The sequence below is a fragment of the Streptosporangium minutum genome (assembly GCF_002149035.1).
GTDB lineage: Bacteria > Actinomycetota > Actinomycetes > Streptosporangiales > Streptosporangiaceae > Streptosporangium > Streptosporangium minutum.
In genome coordinates this window covers 1-21,745 of the sequence record NZ_NGFP01000158.1, presented here as the reverse complement: position 1 = coordinate 21,745, position 21,745 = coordinate 1, and the positions used below count along the sequence as shown (strand labels likewise).

The window sequence follows — 21,745 nt, the reverse complement described above, 5'->3', positions numbered from 1 at the left end:
CATCGACACCCGCCCCCGCCGCACGCCCATCAGCGCGGCGGTCTCGGGGTCCTCGGCGGTGGCGCGCATGGCGACGCCCCAGCCGGTGTGCTTGAACGCCAGCAGGAACGCGGTGATGAGGACCGCCGCGACGGCCAGCGCCACGACACGGGTCTGGGCGATGCCGACGGCCCCCAGGTGCACCACCTGGTCGCGCCACGGGTCGCCCAGGGCGAGCACCTCGGTGCCGATCCGCCGGGTGAGCTCGGTGGTCAGCACGATGTCGACGCCGATCGTCACGATCGCCAGGACGCTGTGGGAGGAGACGTTCGCCCGGCGGATGATCAGGAACTCGATCAGGACGCCCACGGCGGCCGCGCCGGCGACGCCGAGCAGCAGGGCGGCCCAGAAGCCGATCGAGGAGTGCAGCCTCGCGACGACGAAACCGCCGGCCAGCAGCAGCGAGGCGTGGGCGAAGTTGACCACCTCGGTCGCCTTGAAGATGATGACGAACCCCAGGGCGATCAGCGCGTACACCGCGCCGACGGAGATCCCGTTCGCCAGAAGCTCCAGGAAGGTCGTCACGGAGCGGCCTCCCCGCTCCCGCCCGCCGCGCCCAGGTAGGCGCGGATGACCTCGGGATCGTCCTGGACCTCGGCGGGAGGCCCGCCGGCGATCCGCCGGCCGAAGTCCAGGACCGTCACCGTGTCGGCGAGCCGCATGACCATCCCCATGTCGTGCTCGACCAGCAGGATCGAGATGCCGAGGCTCTTCTGGACGGCGAGGACCAGCTCGGCCATCTCGCGGCGCTCGCCGCCGTTCATGCCGGCCACCGGCTCGTCGAGCAGGAGCAGGCGGGGCTCCATGCACAGGGCCCGGGCCAGCTCGACCCGTTTCTGCACGCCGTACGGCAGGAGCCCGACGGGCGTGGCCAGCCGTCCGGCGAGCCCGACGAAGGCGGCGATCTCGTTCACCCGCTCGCCGTGCACCCGGGCCTCCCGCCGCGCGGACGGCAGCCGCAGGCCGGCCGCGACGAATCCGGCGCGGGTCAGCCGGTGCCGGCCCAGCATCAGGTTGTCGCGCACCGACAGGCGGGGCGACAGGGCGATGTTCTGGAAGGTGCGCGCCACGCCCAGGGCGGCGATGCGGTGCGGAGCCAGGGCGGTCAGCTCCGCCTCGCCGAACCGCACGCTGCCCGCGGTGGCCCGGTAGACCCCCGACAGCACGTTGAAGCAGGTCGACTTGCCCGCGCCGTTGGGGCCGATGACCGCGTGGACGCTGCCGGGCTCGACGGTGAAGCCGATCGCGTCGAGCGCGGTGAGCCCGGCGAAGCGCACGGTGACGTCCCGGACTTCGAGCCGGGGCGGGGAGTCGGCCATACCGTCTGGTTGGTATGTGTCGCTCACGCCGACCACCTCGCCAGGGCCGGGCGCCCGGCGGACGCACCGGCCGGGGAGACCGCCCGGTCGTCCTCGATCCCCAGGTAGCGCCGGCGAACCTCGTCGCTCCGGGCGAGGTCGGCGGCGGGGCCGGACAGCGCCACCTCGCCGACCTCCAGCACGTACGCCCGGGAGGCCAGCGAGAGGGCCATGGCGGCGTTCTGCTCCACCAGCAGCACCGTCGTCCCCTGCGCGTTGATCTCGCGGACCGTCTCGGCGATCCGCGCCGCCATCATCGGCGCCAGGCCGAGCGTGGGCTCGTCGAGCAGGAGCATCGCCGGCCGGGCCATCAGCGCGCGGCCGATGGCGAGCATCTGCTGCTCGCCGCCCGACAGCAGGCCCGCGCGCTGCCGGGCGCGCTCGGCGAGCACCGGGAAGAGGGTGTGCACGCGCTCCCTGGCCCCGGCCGCGGCCCGGCGGTCACGGGCGCCCAGCGAGCCGGCCCGCAGGTTCTCCTCCACGGTCATCCGGGCGAACACCCGGCGTCCCTCGGGCACCTGGACGACGCCGCGGGCGACCACGGCGGAGGCGGCCGCGCCGGACAGCCGCGTCCGGCCGAAAACGATCTCGCCCGCCGTGATCCCGCCCCGGTGGAACCTGAGCGTGCCCGAGACGGCGCGCAGCAGGGTGGACTTCCCCGCGCCGTTGCCGCCGAGCACCGCGACGATCGAGCCGCGCGGGACGCTCAGCGAGATCCCGCGCAGGGCCGTCACCGGGCCGTAGTTCACCGCCAGATCCCTGACGACCAGCCCGGGATCTTCGGGCGGTGGAGGGGCGTGGACGTCCATGTGTGCCTCCTGACAACCGATGAACGCACCCAACCCGGGTGGTTCACCGGCGTCCAGAGGCCGGGGTGAAGTCGGGACCGGCGCCCACGGGGAGCCGGTGCCGGTTGTGCGTCAGCACAGCACGGGGTCACGAAACAGAACAGAACCTTGTTCGGCTTCGTGTGCGGCTGACACCATTGCCCGATGGGGATCCGGACGACCGCCGACGACGAGGTGCGCAGGATCATGCGCATGGCCGCCGCCCGGCTGTTGCAGCGTCTCCCCGAGCTCACCGACGAACTGGTGACCAGAACACGTGACACCGACGAGGCCTACCGCCGGATGGTGCCCACCGACGACCACTGGCAGAGCGTGTACGACGCCATGCGGGTCGGCATCGGCGCCATCCTCCTGCCTCTCGCCGAGCGGCGCGACCTGCAGCAGGCGGAGCTGACCGCGCGCCGCCGCGCCGAGCAGGGCCTGCCGATGGACTCGTTGCTGCGCAGCTACCGGATCTCCGCCCAGGTGATGTGGGACGGGCTGGTCGGCGTCGTCGCCGAGGAGGAGCCCGACAGCCTGCCGGTGCTGATCCGCAGCGCCACCAAGGTCTGGCACGCCGTCGACCGGCAGGCCGTCGCGGCCGCCGAGGCCTACCGCAGCCGGGAGGCCGAGATGTTCGGCCGCACCGCCGAGCGGGTCCAGGCCCTGCTCGACGCCCTCCTGGAGGACCGTGCCGACGCCGCGCTGGTCCGCAGCGCGGCCGCGGCGCTGGACCTGCCCGAACTCGGCCGATACGCGGTCGTCATCACCCGGCTGCCGGGCCGCCACGACCACCGGGACGACGCCGTCCGCCCGACGGGCCTGGGCGTGATGCGGCTGCTGTGGCGGATGCGCCCCGACTACGAGGTCTCGGTCGTCCTGCTCCACGAGGCGGGGATGGAGGACCTGACCCGCGACCTGCGCCCGCACGTCACCGGCTGTGCCGGGATCAGCCCGGTGGTCGAGGGGCTGGCCGAGCTGGGCCGGGCGCGCAGGCTCGCCGAACTCGCCCTGCGGACCTGCGTGGGGGAGGGGCCGGAGATCGCCCGGCTGGAGGACCGGCTGCCCGCGGCGCTGGTGGTGAGCCAGCCCGAACTCGCCGGCCACCTCAGCGGTGCTGTGCTCCGGCCCATCCTCGCCCTGGACCCGGCCGACCGGGAGGTGCTGCTCGGCACCCTGGAGGCCTGGCTGCGCTGCGAGGGCTCCGCGATGCGCGCCGCCGGGCAGCTCTACTGCCACCGCAACACGGTCTTCAACCGGATCCGCCGCATCGAGCAGCTCACCGGGCGCTCCCTGGCCCGCCCGCTGGACATCGTGGAACTCGCCCTGGCCCTCGACGCGGTACGGCTACTGCCCGTGACCTGACAGCGACGCTGTTTACCCCGGTCCGTGCTTAGACAGGGTGTCGATGGGGCAATGGTTAGGGATACCCCAGCCAGGTTGAACCGAGGTGGTGTCGATGCTGATCGGTACGATTCTGCAAGGCAAGGGAGCGGATGTGACGACCGTCCGCCCCGAGGCGACGGTGACCGAGCTCCTGGAGCTTCTGGCCGAGCACAACATCGGCGCCGTGGTGGTCTCCGAGGACGGCTCGTCGATCGCGGGCATCGTCTCCGAGCGCGACGTGGTGCGACGGCTGAACGACCGGGGAGCGGACGTGCTGACCGCCCCGGTGTCGTCCATCATGACGACCGACGTCCGCACCTGCCCGCCCACCGCCAACGTCGACGACCTGCGGCAGACCATGACCACGCACCGCATCCGGCACGTCCCGGTCGTGGCCGACGACCGGCTGGCCGGGATCGTGAGCATCGGCGACGTCGTCAAGAGCGCCATCGAGTCGCTGGAGACCGAGAAGGCCTACCTGGTCGACTACCTGCACCGCTGAGCCCAGCCCCGGCGGGCCCGCGGGCTCCGGTCCCGCTCCGCGCGGGTCCCGGGTCCCGGGTCCCGACCAGGCGGACCGGGGCAGACCATGGCAGGACCCGGGCGGACCATGGCAGGACCCGGGTGGGGCCCGGCGCGCACCGGCGCCGGGCCCCACGGGTTCCTACTGCACGGTTATCTTGTCGACCTCGATCGTGATGCCCTTCACCTGCGGTGTCGACGTGCCCGTCGTCACCGACCCGCTGCCCGCGCTGACTCCCTTGACCTTCATCGTGTAGGTCAGGGTGCCGCCGGGGGCGCCGGGCGTGCTGGTCACCCGCAGGTCCTGGGTCGGCGGGCCGGTGATCTGGCCGCCGGCCGTACCCTCGTCGTTCTCGGCGCCGACGGTCAGGCCGTAGCCCGCCGGGGTGTCGCCGGGCAGGTTGTCCGGGTCGTAGGTGTAGGTGATGTCCTCGGTCCCGTTCAGCCCGATCCACTGCTGGAACACCTTGACGTCCGTGGTGCCGTAGACGTTGAGGCGCCATTCGACGACGAGCCAGTCACTCACGCCGTCGGTCAGCGTTCCGACGTAGACGCCCGGCGCGCCGGTGCCGTCCAGGTCGGTCCAGTAGGGGGCGAGCACGTTGTTCGGGGTGGCCGGGTTGGGCAGCGACTGCGGGGTGGCCGAGATGTCGCTCGAGCCCGCCGTGCCTCCCGCGACGGTGTAGCCGTTGGCGACGACACCGATCCGGTTGTAGGACTTGCCCGCGTAGGTGAACGCCGGGACGGTGAAGTTCAGCGCCTGCTCGTCGCCGATCGGCGTCGGCGTGATGCCGAAGGCGTCGAGCGGCAGGTAGGGAGCGGGCCCGGTGCCGGGGGCGATGCTCGGGCTGTCCGGCTGCCTGGCCGTCAGGGTGGTCTTCGCCGTCGCGATCTGGGTGCCGACCTTGGTGGCGCCGGTCACGGAGTTCAGCCGCAGCTTGCTGTCCAGCGTGCTGACCGCCGTCACCTCGGCGTCCTCAAGGGTGGTGTTCTGCACGCTCACCGTGCAGGTGGACTCGCCGGTGTTGCGGGCGATGGTGTCCGGCACGCAGGTCTGCTCGACCGGGACGGCGCCCTCCTTGCGGAAGAACGCCACCGGCAGGTGCAGGTCGCGGCTGCCGCCCGACTGCTTGAGGTTCACCTGGCCGAAGTACTGCCCCTCGGGCAGCTCCGGCGCGGTGACCACCACCGTGATCTTGGCGGTCTTGCCGGGCTTGACGCTGAACCGGGGCGGCAGCACCGTGATGTCGGCCCCGCTCACGGTCGTGCCCGAGGTGGTGTAGGTGAGCGTCTTGTCGGTGACGTTGGTGAACGTCCGCTTGGCGGTGATGAGGCCCGGCATGGTCGGGGCGTTCACCGACGGCAGGTTGAGGTCGATGCGGTTGAGCTCGTCGTTGGCGGAGGCGGCGAAGTTCTCCGCGGTCTCGTTCAGCGTCAGGCCGGGGTCGCCGGCCTTGGTCAGGTCGATGCGCCCGCCGCCGAAGTCGAACGGGTCGGCGGGAGTGACGCGGTCCTGCTTGGTGACCGAGGTCTTGGCCGTCGTCTCCAGCGCGGACTTGACCTGGCCCGGGGTCCAGTCGGGGTGCAGCGCGAACAGCAGGGCCGAGGCGCCGGCGACGTGCGGCGACGACATCGAGGTGCCCGCGATGACCTGGTACAGGTTGCCCTGCGGCCCGCCCGCCGGACCTTCCAGCGCCGGCGTGGTCCCGGCCAGGATGTGCAGGCCGGGAGCGGTGACGTCCGGCTTGAGGAAGTCCCCGCCCGGCCCGCGGGAGGAGAACGTGGTGATCGCGTCGCCCTGCCAGGTGGCCTTGGCGCCCTGGGTGAACTTGCCGGTCGCACCCGGGTTGGCGGACAGGAAGGCCAGCAGCGCGTCGCTCTCCGGCTTGTCGATGTGGACCGTCGGGATCCAGTGGTTGTCGGTCATCACGTCGAGCGGCGTGGTGTTGTAGAGGATCATTCCGGCCGCGCCGCCCTGGAGCACGTTGTAGCTCTTGAGCACCCGGTTGGGGCCGCGCTCACAGGCGACGATCTTGCCGGTGAACAGGCCCGCCGGGGCGGGGGAGGTGCAGAGCGCGTTGGAGTACGGCGGAGCCGAGGCGAGCACCACCGGCAGCGGTGAGTTCACCCCTGCCGTGATGGAGGCGCCCTTGACCGTGGCCGTCGCGCCGCCGGAACCGGCCAGCGTGATCGTGGACTGGAACGTCCTGGTCTGCGTGGAGGCCGCCACGGTGGTCACCCACGGGCTGAGGTGGTTGGCGGTCGCCGCACCCGGACCGGCGTTGCCCGCCGAGGTCGACACGAGCACGCCCGCCGCGTAGGCGTCGAGGAAGGCCAGCTCCACCGGGTCGCTGTAGGGGGAGTTGCCGCCGGAGATCGAGAAGTTGATCACGCGGACGCCGTCGAGGATCGCCCGGCCCACCGCCTGCGCGGAGTCGGAGGGGAAGCAGCCCTCCACGCCGCAGACCTTGTAGATCGACACGTGCGCCGCCGGGGCGATGCCGTGGATCGGGCCGCGGCTGATGCCGAGCGGGTTGGCGTCGGCCACCGGGCCGCCGGCCGAGGTGGTCGCGGTGTGGGTGCCGTGGCCGTTGGAGTCGCGGGCGCTGTCGGGGTAGACCTCGCCGGGGAACAGCGCGTTGTAGGTGTCGAGGAACRGCGCGCCGCCGATCAGCTTCTTGTTGCAGGCGAACGGGTCGGCCGCCGGGGTCAGCGGGTTGTCGCCGAAGTTGCAGACGCGCGGGGTGCCGTCCTTGGTCGGGGGCGCGGCGGGCAGCGTGCCGGGGTCGGCGAACTGGGGGTGCTCCGGCCAGGCGCCGGAGTCCAGGATGCCGACGACGACGCCCTTGCCGGACGAGGCGCTGCCGCCCAGCTTGTTGTAGATCGTGGGGGCCCCGATGAAGGAGGCGCTGGAGTCGGTCAGGAGCTGCTCGGGCCTGTCCTCCTGGACGGCCGCCACCCCGGGCAGCTTCAGCAGCTCGGCCGCCTTGTTGGCGGGGATCCGCAGCGCCATGCCGCCGTAGACGGTGCGCAGCTTCTGCCCGGCCTTGGCGCCGGGCACGCTCTTGGCCAGCCCGGCGAGGAAGGTGTTCTCCACCTCCTCGATGTGCTTTTCGTATTTCTTGGCGTCGGCGCTTTTGATATCGAGAGCCTTGCCGGTCTTGGCGGGGCTGGTGGCGGGAAGTCCGTCAAGCCCACCCTGATAGGCGGCGTAGGAGTCGTAGTCGAGTTTGACCATCACGCTGACCGTGTCGCCCGAGGTGGACTTCAGCAGCGCCTGGTCGCTCTGGGCGAGCTTGCCGGTCGCGGACTTGGCGCCCTGGACCGGTTCGCCGCCGGTCAGCGGGGTCGCCGTCCACTTCTTGGCGTTCGGGGTGGGGGTCGGATCAGCGCTCGCCGGCGGCGCCATCGCCGCGACGAGTCCGGCGGCGACGGCGAGCATCGCCACGCGCCTGGTCCGTGATAAGTGGGACTTCCTGGGCAACGAGACCTCCCTGTAGGGACGCATGACCACGTCACGCCGGAAGGAGGTGTCAGGCCACCCGGGCATGCCTGGATCAGGGCATGGCTGAGGAGGACTCGACCCTCCCCGTTGGGTGACGAGAGAACGGCCACCCGTAAAGGCGGCCGATCATGACAGGGAGCCTAACTAGAGATCATTTATTTGCCTAGATCGTGGAATTGCCACAATCAACGGATTAATTGGTCAAATTTAATTACTCGGTCAGCCCAGCGGCCCATCAGGTTCGCGAGGAGGGGGCCGGGACCGGTTCGACACCGCAGAGTGGCCCGAGGACGGCGACGGCTGCCGATGGGACTCCCGGCCCGAGCACCCCTCGGCGTCCTACGCGCGGACGGAAGGCATCGGGCACGTGCGCGTCCACCGGCACCGCCCCGTCACGGGCCGGGGGAAGACCGTCGGCGTGAAGCGGGAGGGCCGTCGCCGGTACGTCGTGCTGTCGTGTGGGGCCGCCCAGCCGCTGCCGGCCACCGGCGCGGCGGAGGCGAGCCCCGGTCTCATCGAGCGATCCGGCCCGTGGCTCATCAGCCCCCATACATTTGGGAACGGAACGCGACGAGCCGGTGCGCGTAAACTGGTCCGACGCGACCTGTGGGAGGCCCGGTTGAAGCTCAAGCTGGATCTGCACCCGATCTTCAACCGGGGCGGTGAGATCGACAAAGCGCTGCGGGGCATCATCGACGAGGCCATCAGGAAGAAGGCCACCGAGGTCGAGATCATCCCGGGCAAGGGCTCGGGCCAGCTCAAGAAGAAGGTCCTGCGCTTCCTGGAGCAGAAGGAGATCAAGGCCCTCTACCACCGCATCGACAAGGACGCCAAGAACCACGGCCGGCTGTTCGTGTACTTCCGCTACAAGTAGGCCGGTGAGCCCACCGGCGGCCGCCGTCAGGCCGCCGGGTCCGCTCTGCGAGGGCAGGGCGCTACCCTCACCGCCCTCCCGTGGAACGCCTCTGACCCGCCTGTTAACGGGCAGGGGAGACCGGTGGTGACCCTGTTCGCGCCCGTCCCCCGAGACGGGCCGGCAGGGGTCAGGCGACCTTCGGGGAGGGAGCCTTCCAGGTGTTGCACGCGCCCGGGCCTTGCGACCTGTAGCCCTGCTCGAACCAGTGAAGGCGGTTGGCGGGTTTGCCGTACCAGTTGAATCTGCCGTATTCCTTCGGCGTCTCGGCGGTGAGGAGGGGTTTCCAGTTCTTGGCCGAGCGCCCCAGGATCTTCATGGACACCCCGCCCAGGCAGTCGGCCTGCAGGTAGAAGCGGTGCATCTGCTCCTCGCCGCCGTCCTCCTCGTCTCCGGCCGGCAGCGCCCACCAGGCCTCGCTGATGCCCGTCTGTGCCTGGACGGCTCCGGCGTACGCGCGCGTGACCTCGACGAGAACGGCCTGGTCGGACTTGGCCTCGATCCAGTCGGGGCCGAGCTGCACCTGGATGGAGCCGTAGCAGGTAGTGGCGAAGGAGCCGGACACCTGCAGGCCGGTGAGGCACACGCCCTTCTCGACCTTGGTTTTGACATCCACCCCGACCGGGACGAAGTCCTTGATGCTCTTGCGCCAGGCGGAGTTCAGGCAGCCGACGACCTTGTTGAGGTATCTCGTCGTGGAGGCCTTGGTGGTGCCCTTGGTCGCCTTGCAGGAGATCGCGGGGAGACGGCCCTGCTTGTAGAGCGGGTTGTGGGTCAGCTCGGCGACCCCGACGATGGGGCCGGCGGATGCGGTGGCCGTACCGGCGAATAACAGGGCGAAAACCCCTGCAGTGGTGGCCAAGGCGCGAATCATCATGAGAAATGATCATAAGGGCGGCGCAATGCGCGAGGCGTCTCATTGTCCGGCTCCCGCCCTGCTCCCGGTGGGCGTACTGCGGGGCCGTCCCGTGAGCGCCGGCTCCGCCACCGTCACCGGCGACCCTGCGGGAGAGGGCGCACGTGCCCCCCTCCCGCAACTCCGCGGAAATCCGATGGACGAGGCGGCCCGGACGATGGAATAGTCCCGCCGTGACCGCCACCCCTTCCTCCTCCGCGCCCCTCCCGCTGGCCGGCGGCCTCGTCCTGAGGCAGGCACAGCCCGCGGACCTCGACCAGATCGGCACACTCCTCGCCGAACGCGGCGACGCGGCCGACGCCCTCGACCATCGGCTGGTCGTCGCGGATCCCGAGGCCGGCTGGCCCGCCAGCGCTGTGGTCGTCGACGGGGACCGGGTCGTCTCCACCGCGACGCTCCTCGACGAGGAAGTGCGCATCGGCGGCATCCGCCTGCCCGCCGGCCAGGTCGAACTGGTCGCCACCGACCGCGAATACGAAGGACGCGGACTCGTGCGGGCGCTCATGCGGTGGGCCCACGACCGTTCCGCCGCCCGCGGTCACGTCATTCAGGTGATGATCGGAATCCCGTACTTCTACCGGCTGTTCGGCTACGAGTACGCCATCGACATACCGCCGGCGCCGACCGTGCGCACCCCGCCGCCCGGCGGGGTGACACCCGCGCTCCGCGCCGCCCGGCCCTCCGACATCCCCGCGATGGCGGCCCTTCAGGACATGACCCAGAACCGGTTCGACGTGGCCATGCCCCACTCGGCGGCGTGCTGGCGATGGCTGCTGGAGCACGAGGCGAGCACCCTCTGGGTCGTCGAGCGCGGCGACACCGTCGTCGCCACCGGACGCACCGCGCCCCCTGACGATGACGAGGTGCTCCTGGCCGAGGCCGCCGCGCTCGACGACGCGGCTGCGCGGGAACTGCTGCGCGGCGTCGCCGCGCTGGTGCCCGGCGGCCGGGTACGCGCCGTCCACCGGGCGGGAACCGTGACCGCCGCCGCCTGGCAGGAGTCCCTCGACCACGGACCGCGCAAGCAGGCGGAGCAGTACTACATCCGCATCCCGGACGTCGCGGCGCTGCTCGACCGGCTGAGGCCGCTGCTCTGGCAGCGCCTCACCGCCGCGGGGGCGGAACGCGCCGGCCGCGACGTCGTCATCTCCACCTTCGGCGCCCACTACCGGATCCCCGTCCACGCCGACGGCCTCGGCGCGGTCGTCACCGGCGGCGCGATGCAGGGGCCCGGAGCCGTGGGAGGCGCCGGAGTGGCACCCGACCACCTGCCCGCCCTGCTGTTCGGCCCGCACGGGATCGAGGGGCTGACCCGGATCCGGCCCGACGTCTACGCCGGAGAGCAGGAGCTGTTCCAGGCGCTCTTCCCGCCGCTCACCGCCGACGTGCTCAGCTACTACCTGCCGTACTGAGAGGCGATCCAGGGGGGCGGCCGGCAGGATCCGGCAGCGGCAGGCGACCGATCGCTCCTCGTGCCCGCGGCGGACCCCGCGCGGGAGTCTGCCCGGAGAGGCGCCGTCTGCTTCACGGCCGCGGCGCCGGCGCCCCTCCCGGCGGCGGACGGGTCACAGCTTGCGGAAGTTCCTGGACTCCTCGGCCGCGGCCAGCACCGCCTCCAGCGAGGCGCCCGTGCCCGCCGTGACGACGGCCGCGATCGCGCCCTCCACGAACGGCACGTCGGCGATCACCACGCCCGGCCCCTCCATCAGGCGGGCGGTCAGCACCGAACTGCCCAGGTCGGGGATCAGTATCACCCCGTCGCCCCGGTCCACCTCCCCGATCGCCGCCTCCACCAGGCCGGGGCTGGTGCCGACGCCGCCGTCGTCGGTGCCTCCGGCCGCGGCCAGCGGGACGCCCGTGCCGCCGATCTGCGTGGCCAGGACGGCGACCTCGGCGGCCAGCGGGCCGCTGTGCGAGATGAGGACGATGCCTACCATCGGAGGGGTCCGCGCGCCGACGTGGAGAGGCGGGGAAGCGCCCGGTCGGAGGGGTGGGGAAGCGCCCGGTCGGAGAGGCGGGGAAGCGCCCGGTCGGAGGGGCGCGTCATCGCGTCACCACCGTGCGCAGGGCGACGAGGACGAGGGCGGTCGACGCGGCCCCGGGATCCTCGTGGCCCACGCTGCGGGGGCCGAGATAGCTGGCCCGTCCCTTGCGCGCCTGCATCGGGACCGTGGCCTCCGCTCCGGCGAGGGCCGCCGACGCGGCCGCGCCGATCGCCTCCCCCGGCTCCTTGCCCTCCTGCGCGGCCCGAGACATCGCCCGGACCGCCGGAGCGAGCGCGTCCACCATGGTCTTGTCGCCCTCGGCGGCCGATCCCAGCCTCTGGACCCCGTCCAGCGCGGCCTGCAGGGCGGCGGCGAGGTCCGTGGCCGACACCTCCGAGGCGTCGCCCAGGCACTTGCCCGCCTCCCGGAACGCCGTGCCGTACAGGGGGCCGGAAGCCCCGCCCACCTTGCGGATCAGGGTGCTCCCCACCAGGGCCAGCAGTGCTCCGGGGGTGTCGGGCTCGGTGCCGGCCAGCGCCTGGGTGATCGCGGTGAAGCCCCGGTCGAGGTTGGCCCCGTGGTCGGCGTCGCCGATCGCGGCGTCCAGCCGGGTCAGCCGCTCCTTCTCGACCCCGACGGTCCGGGCGATCTCCTCGATCCACGCGGCGAAGAAGGCGGTGTCCAGGTCGCCGGCGCCCATGTCAGCGGCCCCAGCGCAGGCCGGGGGTCTCCACCGGAGCGTCCCACAGCCGGGTGAGCTCGTCGTCCAGCCGGCAGACCGTGACCGAGAAGCCCTGCATGTCGAGGCTGGTGACGTAGTTGCCGACCAGGCTCCGCGCCGCTCTCGCGCCCTTGCCCGCCAGGTAGTCGCTCACCTCGGCGAAGGCGACGTAGAGCTCGATCAGCGGCGTGCCGCCCATGCCGTTCACCATGACCAGGTTGTCGCCGGAGACCGGCATGTCCTCGTCGATGGCGTCCATCGCGGTGTGGACCAGCTCGCGGGCGCCGCGCATGGCCGAGCGGGCCCGGCCGGGCTCGCCGTGGATGCCGATGCCCAGCTCGACCTCGGTGTCCTTCAGGTCGAAGGTGGGCTTGCCCGCGGCCGGGGTGGTGCAGGCGCTCAGCGCGACGCCGAAGGACCGGCTGCGGGCGTCGACCGCCTCGGCCACCCGGGTGACCTCCGCCAGCGGCGCGCCGGTCTCGGCCATGGCCCCGGCGATCTTCTCCACGAAGAGCGTGGCGCCGGTTCCGCGGCGGCCCGCCGTGTAGAGGGAGTCCTGTACGGCCACGTCGTCGTCGACCAGCACGCTCGCCACCTCCACGCCCTCCTCGGCGCAGAGCTCGGCGGCCATCTCGAAGTTCAGGACGTCACCCGTGTAGTTCTTCACGATGTGCAGCACGCCCGCGCCGCCGTTCACCGCCTCGCTCGCCGCGATCATCTGATCGGGCACCGGAGAGGTGAAGATCTCGCCCGGGCAGGCCGCGTCGAGCATGCCGTACCCGACGAAGCCCGCGTGCAGCGGCTCGTGCCCGGAACCCCCGCCGGAGACCAGGCCCACCTTGCCCGGACGCGGCCCCGAGGCGCGCATCACGATCTGGTTGTCCACGTCCACCCGCAGCCCGGGGTGCGCCGCCGCGAGTCCGCGCAGCGCGTCCGGGACGACCGAGTCGACGCCGTTGATGAGCTTCTTCACATTTCAGAGCCCTTCCCCCTCGGCGACGGCGGCAAGCGCGATCAGGGCGATCTCTTCCCGGAGCGCGCCGCGGCCGCCGCCGCCGAGGATCTCGACGGCGGCGGCGCGATCACCACGACCGGGGCCGGCGACCGGCCGGCCGGGCTCAGAGGCGGGCGAACCAGTCGAGCGGGAACGGCGGCCGGGCCAGCGGCGCCACCGCGATCCGCATGAGGGCGAGCGGGTTGTCGTCGCCCGCGATGCGGTTGGTGTCGAGGGCTCCGCAGCCCGTGCAGTGGTGGACGAGGGCCCACTCGCCGTTGTTGCGGACGTGGACGGCTATCGGGGTCATCGACGACCCGCAGTCCGCTGCCCTGTCACCCGGAGTGTCGTCCAGGTGCCTGCTCCACAGGCAGGTCGGGCAGTGGTTGCGGTGCGCCGTGCCCGGCGCGTCGGCGGGGACGTCGAGGCCGCAGTGGAGACAGCGGAAGGAACGGATGCGGGCGCGGGCGCGGGATGGAACGCGGGACATGGAGACTTCCTCAGGGATGATGATGGGCACAGGTCACCGGTGCCTCCGTCACGCCACGTCGTGGGCGCGCGAAGGCCGTTTCGGTGCCCGCGGGCATCAAAATCCCCCCTTTCGAAAGCTCGTCGCGATGTATCCGAGTGAAACGGAGGACGAGAGGGATATCAACGGGTTTTCCTCCCGGACCCCGTCGGATGATCGGCACGTGTCCGTGCCGCGGCTCCGGCGGCATCAAGGAGTGGTCCGCAGATGCCGGAGCGCGGATGCGGCCTCCTTGCGGACCCCCCGGTGAGGGTCGTTCCGGGCGAGGGTCTCCAGCCAGCCGGGGGTGAGCGGGTCCTCGGGCGCCAGGAAGCCGACGGCCCAGAGCGCGGCCGCCCGGACCTGCCAGGCGCCGTCTGCGGTCGCGCGCTCCCGCAGCCACGCCAGTGTGGCGGAGTCGGCCGGCGCGGAGACCCTCACGATCTCCTGGACGGCCTCCGCCCGGACGGCCCAGCGCGGGTCGCCGGCGGCGCGCTCCCGGAGCCGGGCCGCCGTGCCGACCGGATCCGCCCGCCACCACGTGCCGGCTCCCAGTACGGCGGCGCGGGCCACGGCCGTGCTGGGATCGCGCGCGCTCCGCTCCCTCAGCCAGGAGATCGTCTCCGGTGTTCCGCCGGCGACCTTGGTGATCTCCTCCACGGCCCCCTCACGGACTCTCCAGTGACCGTCGGCGGTGGCCCGGTCGCGCAGGAGATCCAGGGTGGCGGCATCGTCGCACCAGCCCCGGGCGAGAGCGCGGACGGCCGCCAGCCGGACCTGGGCGTGCTCGTCGCGTACGGCCCGCTCGCGCAGCAGCGGGACCGTGGCCGCGTCGTCGGCCCCGTCGGCGGCGATGGTCTCCAGCATCGCCCGGCGCACCCGCCAGTGCCCGTCGGAGCGCACCCGCCCGCGGAGGAGGAGAAAGGTGCCGGGCTCCTCGGGCCAGGTGCTTGTCAGCGCCGTCAGCGCGGCCAGCCGCACCTGCCAGTGCGGGTCCCCGGCCGCGCTCGCCTCCACGGCGGCACGTGCCCGGTCGTCGTCCGGCCGGCCCTCGGCCAGCGCCCGCACGGCCGCCCGCCGGCCCATCCAGTGCCGGTCGGCTCTCGCGTGCTCATGGAGCCGGGCCGGCGTGCCGGGCCCGTCGGGCCAGCCCCAGCCGAGCACGGTGATCGCCGCGGCCCGCACCTCCTCCGGGCCGTCTCCGGCGATCCAGGCGAGCACCCGGGAGCACATGCCGTCGTGGTCCCGCCAGTGGCGCACGGCCGCGTCCACGGCGGCGGCGCGGACCTCGGGGTCCGGGTCGCCGGAGATCCTGCCGTACAGCCAGGACAGGGTGGCGTCGTCGGCGGCGGCGATCCGGGCCACCTCCCGGACGGCCGCGCCACGCACCTCCCGGTGACGGTCGGTCTCGGCCCGGCTCCGCAGCCACGACACGGTGTCCGGCCCGTCCGGCCCGATCCGCGCCATCGCCTCGACCGCCGCCCGCCGTACCTTCCAGTGCTCGTCCCGTGAACTCACCTCCCGCAGCCAGGGGAGGGTCGCCGGATCCCCCGGCCAGGTGCGTGCGGCGAGTTCCACGCCCGCCGCGCGGACCTGTCCGTGGTCATCGGTCATCGCGCGACCGCGCACCCACGAGGAGACGCCGGGCCGGTCCGGCCAGCCCAGGGCGACCCGTTCGACGGCCATGCCGCGGACGTCCTCGTCGGGGTCCGCCAGGGCGCGCCGCCGGAGCCAGGGCAGCGTGGCCGGCTCGTCCGGCCAGAGCAGTCCCACGATCTCGACCGCGGCCCTGCGTACCTTCCAGTGGCCGTCCGTGACGGCGATCTCGCGGGTCCAGGGCGGCGTCGCGGGATCATGGGCCCGGCTCTCGGCCACCGCTTCGACGGCCGCCACCCGGACGTCCTCATCACCTTCGAGGAGGAGGCGATCGCGGAGCCACGCGAGGATCTCGGGATCGCCCGGGTATGCCGTGGCGACCTGCTGGAGGGCGGTGCCGCGCACCTGCCAGTGGCCGTCCGCCGTCGCGCGCTCGCGCAGCAGCTCCAGGTCGTCCGCGCCGAGTATCCGGAGGGCGGTGCCGCGTATCTGCCAGTGGGCGTCCGCCGTCGCGCGCTCGCGCAGCAGTTCCAGGTCGTCCGCGCCGATTCCCCCGCTGCCGAGTCTCTGGAGGGCGGTGCGGCGTATCTGCCAGTGGGCGTCCGCCGTCGCGCGCTCGCGCAGCAGTTCCAAGGAGTCCTGGCTGCGGTGCCAGAAGATGAGTCTCTGGAGGGCGGTGCGGCGGACCTCCCAGTGGCCGTCCGCCGTCGCGCGCTCGCGCAGCAGCGGAAGGACCTCGGGGGCGCGTAACCAGAACGAGTCGAGCTGCTGGAGGGCGGTGCGGCGGACCTCCCGGTGACCGTCCGTCATGGCCTGTCGCACGATTGCGAAGGTGGGAAGGTCCTCCAGCCTCTGCAGGGCGATCTGGCGGGTCTTCCAGTGGTCGCCCGCCACCATGCGCTCGCGCAGCAGCGCCCGGGTGACGGGATCGTCGGGCCGGGCGGTGGCCAGGGCCGCCAGCGCCGCCCTGGACGTCGCGTCGTCGCCGGTGCCCGCCAGCTCGCGAAGCCATCGCAGGATCTCCGGACGGTCGCGGTACATCCCAGCGAGCGTGTCCAACGCTGCGGGGCGTACCGGGCCGAAGCCGTGCAGCGCCTGCCGCCGCAGCCAGTCCAGGGTGCCGGGGTGGTCGCGACGGCCCGCGGCGACGGCCCGGAGCGCGCTTGCCCGCACGTCGCCGTCCGGATCCTTCAGGGCGCGGTCGCGCAGCCAGTCCAGGGTTCCGGGGTGGTCGCGCCAGCCCGCGGCGACGGTTTCGAGTACGTTCGCCCGCACGTCGCCGTCCGGATCCTTCAGGGCGCGGTCGCGCAGCCAGTCCAGGGTTCCGGGGTGGTCGCGCCAGCCCGCGGCGACGGCCTGGAGCGCCCTGCTCCTCACCCCGCGGTGGGGGTCGGCGAGAGCGCGTTCGCGCAGGAGGGCCAGGGTGCCGGGGTGGTCGCGCCGGCTTACGGCGAGGGCCTGGAGCGCGATGGTCCGCACGTCCTCGTCCGGGTCGGCGAGGGCGCGGTCGCGCAGCCAGTCCGGGGAGTCGGGGTGGTCGCGCCAGCCCGCGGCGAGGGCCTGGAGCGTGGTCTTCCGTACGTCCCAGTCCGGGTCGGTGCGTACCTGACGGCGCAGGAGGGGCAGGGTGTCGGGGTGGTCCCGCCAGCCCGCGGCGAGGGCCTGGAGCGCGCTTGCCCGTACACCGTCATCCGGGTCGGTGCGCGCCTGCCCGTGGAGAAGCGGCAGGGTTCCGGGGTGGTCGCGCCAGCCCACGGCGAGGGTTTCGAGCGCGGCTTTCCGCGTCAGGGGGTGTGGGGCCCGGAGAGCGCGCTCGCGGAGGAAAGGCAGGGTTCCGGGGTGGTCGCGCCAGCCCGCGGCGAGGGCCTGGACGGTTGTCTGGCTGACTCTCCAGTCGGGGTCGGTGAGGATGCGTTCGCGCAGGAGGGGGAGGGTGTCGGGGTGGTCGCGCCAGCCTGCGGCGAGGGCTTGGAGCGTGGTCTTCCGTACGTCCCAGTCGGGGTCGGTGAGGATGCGTTCGCGCAGGAGGGGGAGGGTGTCGGGGTGGTTCCGCCAGCCTGCGGCGAGGGCCTCCACCGCTGTTTCCCGTATGTCCCCGTCCGGGTCGGTGCGCGCGTGCCCGTACAGGAGGGGCAGGATGCCGGGGTGATCCCGCCGGCCCGCGGCGAGGGCGTCGAGCGCTGTCCGGCGGACCTCTCGATGCGGGTCGGCGAGGGCGCCCTCGTAGAGGGGCGCCAGAAGATCCGGGCGATCCCCCCAGCTGCCGGCGAGCACCCGGATGGCATCGGCCCGAACGTCACCGCGCGGATCGGTGAGGGCGCTTTCACGCAGGAGGGGCAGGGTGCCGGGATGGTCGCGCCAGCCTGCGGCGATCGCCCGGAGAGCGGCTGAGCGGACCTGCCCCTGCACGTCGCCGGTGGCGCACGCGCGTAAAGTCACCAGGGCCTCGGGATGATCCCGCCAGTTGCCGGCGACGGCATGGAGCGCCGTCGTCCGCACATCCCCGTCCGGGTCGGTGAGGGCGCTTTCACGCAGGAGGGGCAGGGTGTCGGGGTGATCCCGCCACCCCTGCGCCAGAGCCCGCACCGCCCCGTCGCGCATGCTCACGTTGATCTCGCCGACGGCCTGCCGGCGGAAATGCTCCCGGAGGCCGTCGTCGTCCGGGAACAGCGCCGCCACGATCATGGTCGCCATCTCCGTGCCGCCGGACGACATGATCACTCTCTCCCGGCCGAGGAACCAGCCGAGGTAGCGGTCACGCCCCGGCCATCGTGGCCGGGCCCCTCTCAGGAGGGGGATCATCTTGCCGGCGAGGAAGCCGTCGACATCGAAGACGTAGGTGCCCTCCGAGTGCTCCAGCCAGGTGATGATCTTCTCGACGACCGCCGCGCCCTGCCGTTCCATCGCCCCCAGGTTGCGGGTCTCGGCGATGCACTCGGCCGCGAGGACCAGGTGGTGGGGTGGGTCCTCGCCGGTCGCGAACGGCCACAGCGGGTTCGCCTCGCGGACGAGATAGTCGACGATCTCGCCGGTGAACCGCTCGTCGATCATCCCGGCCACCAGCAGGAGGACCTCCCGCCACGCCGGATCGGGCCAGTGGCGGCCGAACATCTCCGAGACGAGCTGGGCGGGACTCCACTGGCGCTTGTTCTGGAACCGCCGCACGATCTCGTCCGCGCAGAAGAACTCCAGGAAGGCCCGGTGCACGAATCCGTAGACGCCCCCGCCGTACAGGCTGAGGATGAAGTTGCGCTCCCTGAACTGGTCCAGCATGCCGCGCGCGATGGTCTTCGCCTCGCGGGGATCGAGCTGGTAGCGGGTGCCCAGATAGTCGACGAACTCCTCCAGGAGGTCCTCGCCCCGGATGTGGTTGCCGGCCAGCCCCGACCTGCCGCTCTGCATCCGCCAGGCCACCCGGCGCAGCAGCTCCTTCTTGTCCTCGGCGTCGATGTAACCGGCCGGTATGCGCGCGTCCTCCAGATGCCTGTTGACGTCCCAGTGCTCGACCAGCACGGACGCCGCGTGGACATACACCGTCCGCCGCTCGCGTGGAAGCTCCTGGCGGCGCCCGATGATCGCGAGGATGGTCAGCAGCAGGGGGTTGCCCGCCAGCTCCCGGATGGACGGGGAATCGGTCATCGCGCGCATCAGCCGGTCCCGCAGATGGCGCGCCTCGTCCTTCCGGTCGCGCATCGCCAGCTCGTACCAGCGCTCGGTGAACTCCTCGATCTGGGCGGTGTCCAGATCCTGGAGCGTGTAGTGCCGGAATCCGGCGTCGTGCAGCTCGGCCCGCCGGTATCCGATGACCCGGCTGGTGACCAGGATCCGCGCCTTCGGGTACCGCGTGGCGAATCCGGCGATCTGCCTGGTCACCGTCTCTCGCACCTTGGGATCGAACAGCTCGTCCAGTCCGTCGAAGACGACCAGTGCCCGCCCGTCCTCGCGGAGGTAGCGGTCCAGGAGCCGCGCGGGGATGCCGGTCCCCTCGGTCCGGTGCAGGTGCTCCAGGTACTCCAGGAAGGTCTCGCACCGTGACCGGAGATCGGCGTAGGAGCGCAGCTCCACGAGCAGGGGCAGCCATCCCCTCAGCCCGGCCACGGCCTCCTCCGTCCCGTCACCCACCAGGCCCAGGACCAGATACCGCGCCAGCGTCGACTTGCCGGCGCCGGGATCGCCGAGCAGCGCGACCAGCCGGTTGCCGGGCTCGCCCAGGACGTCCAGCACCGCGCGCCGGGGAGTCCTGTCGTACGTGGTGCGCGCCTGCGCGATCCTGTCGAGGTCGAACCCCTCGGGAAGATCCTTCTCCGAGATCTCCTCGGCGCTCAGCAGCCGCCGCCACAGTTCCTTGGACAGCTCCACGGGCGGCGGGTCCGCTCTGACGCTCTGCGGGACGAACATCGACCGGAGGAGGACGGGCAGATGGGCGTCCTGCTCCGCCGGGGTCAGCACCTCCAGGTCGAGCCGCCGGTAGCGCTGCTCCATCCTCGTGAGGTAGGCCGCCCGCGCCATCGCGAACGACTCCTCTCCGGCGTCGAGGGCCTCCGTCCCCGTGGCGGGGGAGGTCTGCCGCCCGAGGCATTCGACGAGGGCGTGCAGGACCCGGCCGCTGAGGTCGTCGGCCGAGTCGAACCGGCTGACCATGATGTCGGAGGTGAGCAGGCGGGCCCGGAACGCCTCGACCGACGAGCGGTCCGGGTCGACGAGCCGCGGGGGAACGGGGGCTTCCTCGTCGAGGAGGAACAGCAGTCTCGGGATTCCCCGGTCGGACGCGGCGAGGAACTCCAGCTCGGTGTAGGAGACATTGGCGCCGGGCACCGGAGATCCGTAGCGGAACCCTATTATTCCAAGGTATAAATCGCACTTTTGAACACGATCGCGACAATAGTCGGCCGGTGTGGTCTCCTGGGCGGGGAAGTACCGCATGTCCACCGGCACCAGGCCCGCCCGCGCCACGGCGTCGATGGCCGACTGCACGAACGATCCTGTGGTCGGATACTCCGCCATGTCCGATGTATGGCTGATGAAGACGCTCGGCACACCCCACAAAATACCTCTTACCAAGCCCAGATCATGCGTATCTATATGACGAGCCATTTCTGGTAAACAAACGTTTTCGACGACGGGAATGCCGTCTCCGCGGTACGGCCCCGCCGGGGAGCGGAGATGACGGGGGTCACGGAGGTGTAGGAGGATCTGGCCAGGTCTTCTTCCGATGCTGGAGGCGTCATGTCGGTGTTGCGGAACCTGGTGGAGAGCATCCGGAACGGCGGGGTCGAGGTGATCGACCTGACCGCGCCGCTGTCGTCGGAGACGCCGATCCTGCGACTGCCCGAGCCGTTCGGGAACACCGTCCCGTTCACGCTGAAGGAGATCAGCCGCTACGACGACCGCGGGCCCGCCTGGTACTGGAACGACATCTCGACCGGCGAGCACACCGGCACGCACTTCGACGCGCCGGTCCACTGGGTCACCGGCCGGGACGGCGAGGACGTCTCCCAGGTGCCGGTGGACCGGCTGATCGCCCCGGCCGTGGTGCTCGACCTGTCCGCCGAGGCGGGCGGGGACCCCGACTTCCTGCTGGAGATCGAGCACGTCAAGGTCTGGCAGGAGGCCAACGGGCCGCTGCCCGACGGCGGCTGGCTGCTCTACCGCACCGGCTGGGACGCCCGCTCCCACGACCAGGAGCGCTTCCTCAACGCCGACGAGGCCGGCCCGCACACCCCCGGCGTCTCGGTGGAGTGCGCCAGGTGGCTGGCCGAGGAGACCCCGATCGCCGGACTCGGCGTGGAGACGGTGGGCACCGACGCGGGTGCCGCGCACGGCTTCGAGCCTGCCTTCCCGTGCCACTCCTTCCTGCTCGGCGCGGGCAAGTACGGGCTGACCCAGCTCCGCAACCTCGACCGGCTCCCGGTCACGGGCGCCGTGGTCGTCGCGCCGCCGCTGCCCATCGTCGGCGGTTCGGGCAGCCCGGTGCGCGTGCTGGCCCTGGTCGAGAGGTGAACGTCGCCGGGGCCGTGGGCCGCGTCCTCGCCTCGCTCGGCGTGGACACCGCCTTCGGTGTGGTCGGCAGCGGCAACTTCCACGTGACCAACGCGTTGATCGAGCACGGCGTGCGGTTCGTCGCCGCGCGCCACGAGGGCGGCGCGGCGACCATGGCCGACGCCTACGCGCGCACCGGCGGCCGGGTCGGCGTGCTCAGCGTCCACCAGGGGCCGGGGCTCACCAATGCGATGACCGGCATCACCGAGGCCGCCAAGAGCCGCACGCCGCTCATCGTGCTGGCCGCCGAGGTGACCGAGCCCCGGTCCAACTTCTTCGTCGACCAGGCCGCTCTCGCCACGGCGGTCGGCGCCGTCCCCCTGCGGATCACCTCCGCCGAGACCGCCGCCGCGCAGACGGCCCAGGCGTTCCACCTGGCCCGCGACGGGCGGCGTACGGTCCTGCTGAACCTCCCGCTGGAGGTCCAGGGCCGGCC

The 21,745-nt window shown here is 72.3% G+C and carries 16 protein-coding genes; 6 read left to right on the top strand and 10 right to left on the bottom strand.

All coding sequences use genetic code 11. The features are described from left to right. The 3 genes from CA984_RS28575 to CA984_RS28565 form a co-directional block, all read right to left on the bottom strand. Positions 1-564, bottom strand: a 564-nt coding sequence (locus tag CA984_RS28575; protein WP_133061799.1) for a branched-chain amino acid ABC transporter permease, incomplete at its 3' end; no start/stop codon positions are given. Then, positions 561-1,358: an ABC transporter ATP-binding protein gene (locus CA984_RS28570; RefSeq protein ID WP_086576616.1), complete on the bottom strand. Its 798-nt coding sequence runs from the start codon at positions 1,356-1,358 to the stop codon at positions 561-563. The genes CA984_RS28575 and CA984_RS28570, both read right to left, overlap by 4 nt. Positions 1,359-1,381: 23 nt before the next feature. Beyond that, the gene (locus tag CA984_RS28565; protein WP_207621072.1) at positions 1,382-2,206 is read right to left on the bottom strand and encodes an ABC transporter ATP-binding protein; all 825 of its coding nucleotides are present in this window, start codon (positions 2,204-2,206) and stop codon (positions 1,382-1,384) included. Between the two features lie 183 nt (positions 2,207-2,389). Between CA984_RS28565 and CA984_RS28560 the strand changes: the two genes are divergently transcribed. Both CA984_RS28560 and CA984_RS28555 read left to right on the top strand, forming a co-directional pair. Next, on the top strand, positions 2,390-3,589 hold the full coding sequence (locus tag CA984_RS28560; RefSeq protein ID WP_086576615.1) for a PucR family transcriptional regulator: 1,200 nt from the start codon (positions 2,390-2,392) through the stop codon (positions 3,587-3,589). Between the two features lie 94 nt (positions 3,590-3,683). Next, entirely contained in the window at positions 3,684-4,112 is a 429-nt protein-coding gene (locus tag CA984_RS28555) for a CBS domain-containing protein (protein ID WP_086576618.1), read from the top strand. A gap of 162 nt (positions 4,113-4,274) precedes the next feature. Here CA984_RS28555 and CA984_RS28550 read toward each other — a convergent pair whose 3' ends face one another. Continuing rightward, positions 4,275-7,574: a S8 family serine peptidase gene (locus tag CA984_RS28550; protein ID WP_086576614.1), complete on the bottom strand. Its 3,300-nt coding sequence runs from the start codon at positions 7,572-7,574 to the stop codon at positions 4,275-4,277. Between the two features lie 682 nt (positions 7,575-8,256). Here CA984_RS28550 and CA984_RS49070 point away from each other — a divergent pair. Beyond that, a complete protein-coding gene (locus CA984_RS49070; protein WP_012889737.1) occupies positions 8,257-8,511 on the top strand; it encodes a Smr/MutS family protein in 255 nt (84 codons plus the stop codon). Between the two features lie 169 nt (positions 8,512-8,680). Here CA984_RS49070 and CA984_RS28535 read toward each other — a convergent pair whose 3' ends face one another. After that, on the bottom strand, positions 8,681-9,427 hold the full coding sequence (locus CA984_RS28535; protein ID WP_133061798.1) for a neutral zinc metallopeptidase: 747 nt from the start codon (positions 9,425-9,427) through the stop codon (positions 8,681-8,683). Positions 9,428-9,639: 212 nt separating this feature from the next. Here CA984_RS28535 and CA984_RS28530 point away from each other — a divergent pair, with 212 nt between their 5' ends. Next, a complete protein-coding gene (locus CA984_RS28530) occupies positions 9,640-10,878 on the top strand; it encodes a GNAT family N-acetyltransferase (protein WP_086576612.1) in 1,239 nt (412 codons plus the stop codon). Positions 10,879-11,031: 153 nt separating this feature from the next. Here the strand turns inward: CA984_RS28530 and CA984_RS28525 are convergent, their stop codons facing one another. From CA984_RS28525 to CA984_RS28505, 5 genes are all read right to left on the bottom strand, one after another. Next, on the bottom strand, positions 11,032-11,403 hold the full coding sequence (locus tag CA984_RS28525) for a PTS-dependent dihydroxyacetone kinase phosphotransferase subunit DhaM (RefSeq protein WP_031159813.1): 372 nt from the start codon (positions 11,401-11,403) through the stop codon (positions 11,032-11,034). 106 nt (positions 11,404-11,509) lie between these two features. Further along, on the bottom strand, positions 11,510-12,151 hold the full coding sequence (gene dhaL, locus CA984_RS28520; RefSeq protein WP_086576611.1) for a dihydroxyacetone kinase subunit DhaL: 642 nt from the start codon (positions 12,149-12,151) through the stop codon (positions 11,510-11,512). Between the two features lies 1 nt (position 12,152). Further along, positions 12,153-13,145, bottom strand: coding sequence for a dihydroxyacetone kinase subunit DhaK (gene dhaK, locus CA984_RS28515; RefSeq protein WP_086576610.1), 993 nt, complete (start codon positions 13,143-13,145; stop codon positions 12,153-12,155). A gap of 145 nt (positions 13,146-13,290) precedes the next feature. Beyond that, the gene (locus CA984_RS28510) at positions 13,291-13,656 is read right to left on the bottom strand and encodes an RNHCP domain-containing protein (protein WP_086576617.1); all 366 of its coding nucleotides are present in this window, start codon (positions 13,654-13,656) and stop codon (positions 13,291-13,293) included. A gap of 228 nt (positions 13,657-13,884) precedes the next feature. Then, entirely contained in the window at positions 13,885-20,307 is a 6,423-nt protein-coding gene (locus CA984_RS28505; RefSeq protein WP_165781453.1) for a HEAT repeat domain-containing protein, read from the bottom strand. A gap of 189 nt (positions 20,308-20,496) precedes the next feature. Here CA984_RS28505 and CA984_RS28500 point away from each other — a divergent pair, with 189 nt between their 5' ends. Both CA984_RS28500 and CA984_RS28495 read left to right on the top strand, forming a co-directional pair. Beyond that, complete coding sequence (locus CA984_RS28500; protein WP_086576608.1) at positions 20,497-21,270, top strand: cyclase family protein; 774 nt, start codon at positions 20,497-20,499, stop codon at positions 21,268-21,270. Then, positions 21,267-21,745: thiamine pyrophosphate-binding protein (locus CA984_RS28495; RefSeq protein ID WP_242676226.1), on the top strand; the 479-nt coding region annotated here is incomplete at its 3' end. The genes CA984_RS28500 and CA984_RS28495, both read left to right, overlap by 4 nt.

Excerpts from the sequence above, each read along its gene's own strand:
- CA984_RS28570 (WP_086576616.1), bottom strand. The coding sequence starts at position 1,358 with ATGGCCGACTCCCCGCCCCGGCTCGAAGTCCGGGACGTCACCGTGCGC.
- CA984_RS28555 (WP_086576618.1), top strand. The coding sequence starts at position 3,684 with ATGCTGATCGGTACGATTCTGCAAGGCAAGGGAGCGGATGTGACGACC.
- CA984_RS28560 (WP_086576615.1), top strand. The coding sequence starts at position 2,390 with ATGGGGATCCGGACGACCGCCGACGACGAGGTGCGCAGGATCATGCGC.
- CA984_RS28535 (WP_133061798.1), bottom strand. The coding sequence starts at position 9,427 with ATGATGATTCGCGCCTTGGCCACCACTGCAGGGGTTTTCGCCCTGTTA.
- dhaL (WP_086576611.1), bottom strand. The coding sequence starts at position 12,151 with ATGGGCGCCGGCGACCTGGACACCGCCTTCTTCGCCGCGTGGATCGAG.
- CA984_RS28500 (WP_086576608.1), top strand. The coding sequence starts at position 20,497 with ATGTCGGTGTTGCGGAACCTGGTGGAGAGCATCCGGAACGGCGGGGTC.
- CA984_RS28565 (WP_207621072.1), bottom strand. The coding sequence starts at position 2,206 with ATGGACGTCCACGCCCCTCCACCGCCCGAAGATCCCGGGCTGGTCGTC.
- CA984_RS28525 (WP_031159813.1), bottom strand. The coding sequence starts at position 11,403 with ATGGTAGGCATCGTCCTCATCTCGCACAGCGGCCCGCTGGCCGCCGAG.
- CA984_RS28510 (WP_086576617.1), bottom strand. The coding sequence starts at position 13,656 with ATGTCCCGCGTTCCATCCCGCGCCCGCGCCCGCATCCGTTCCTTCCGC.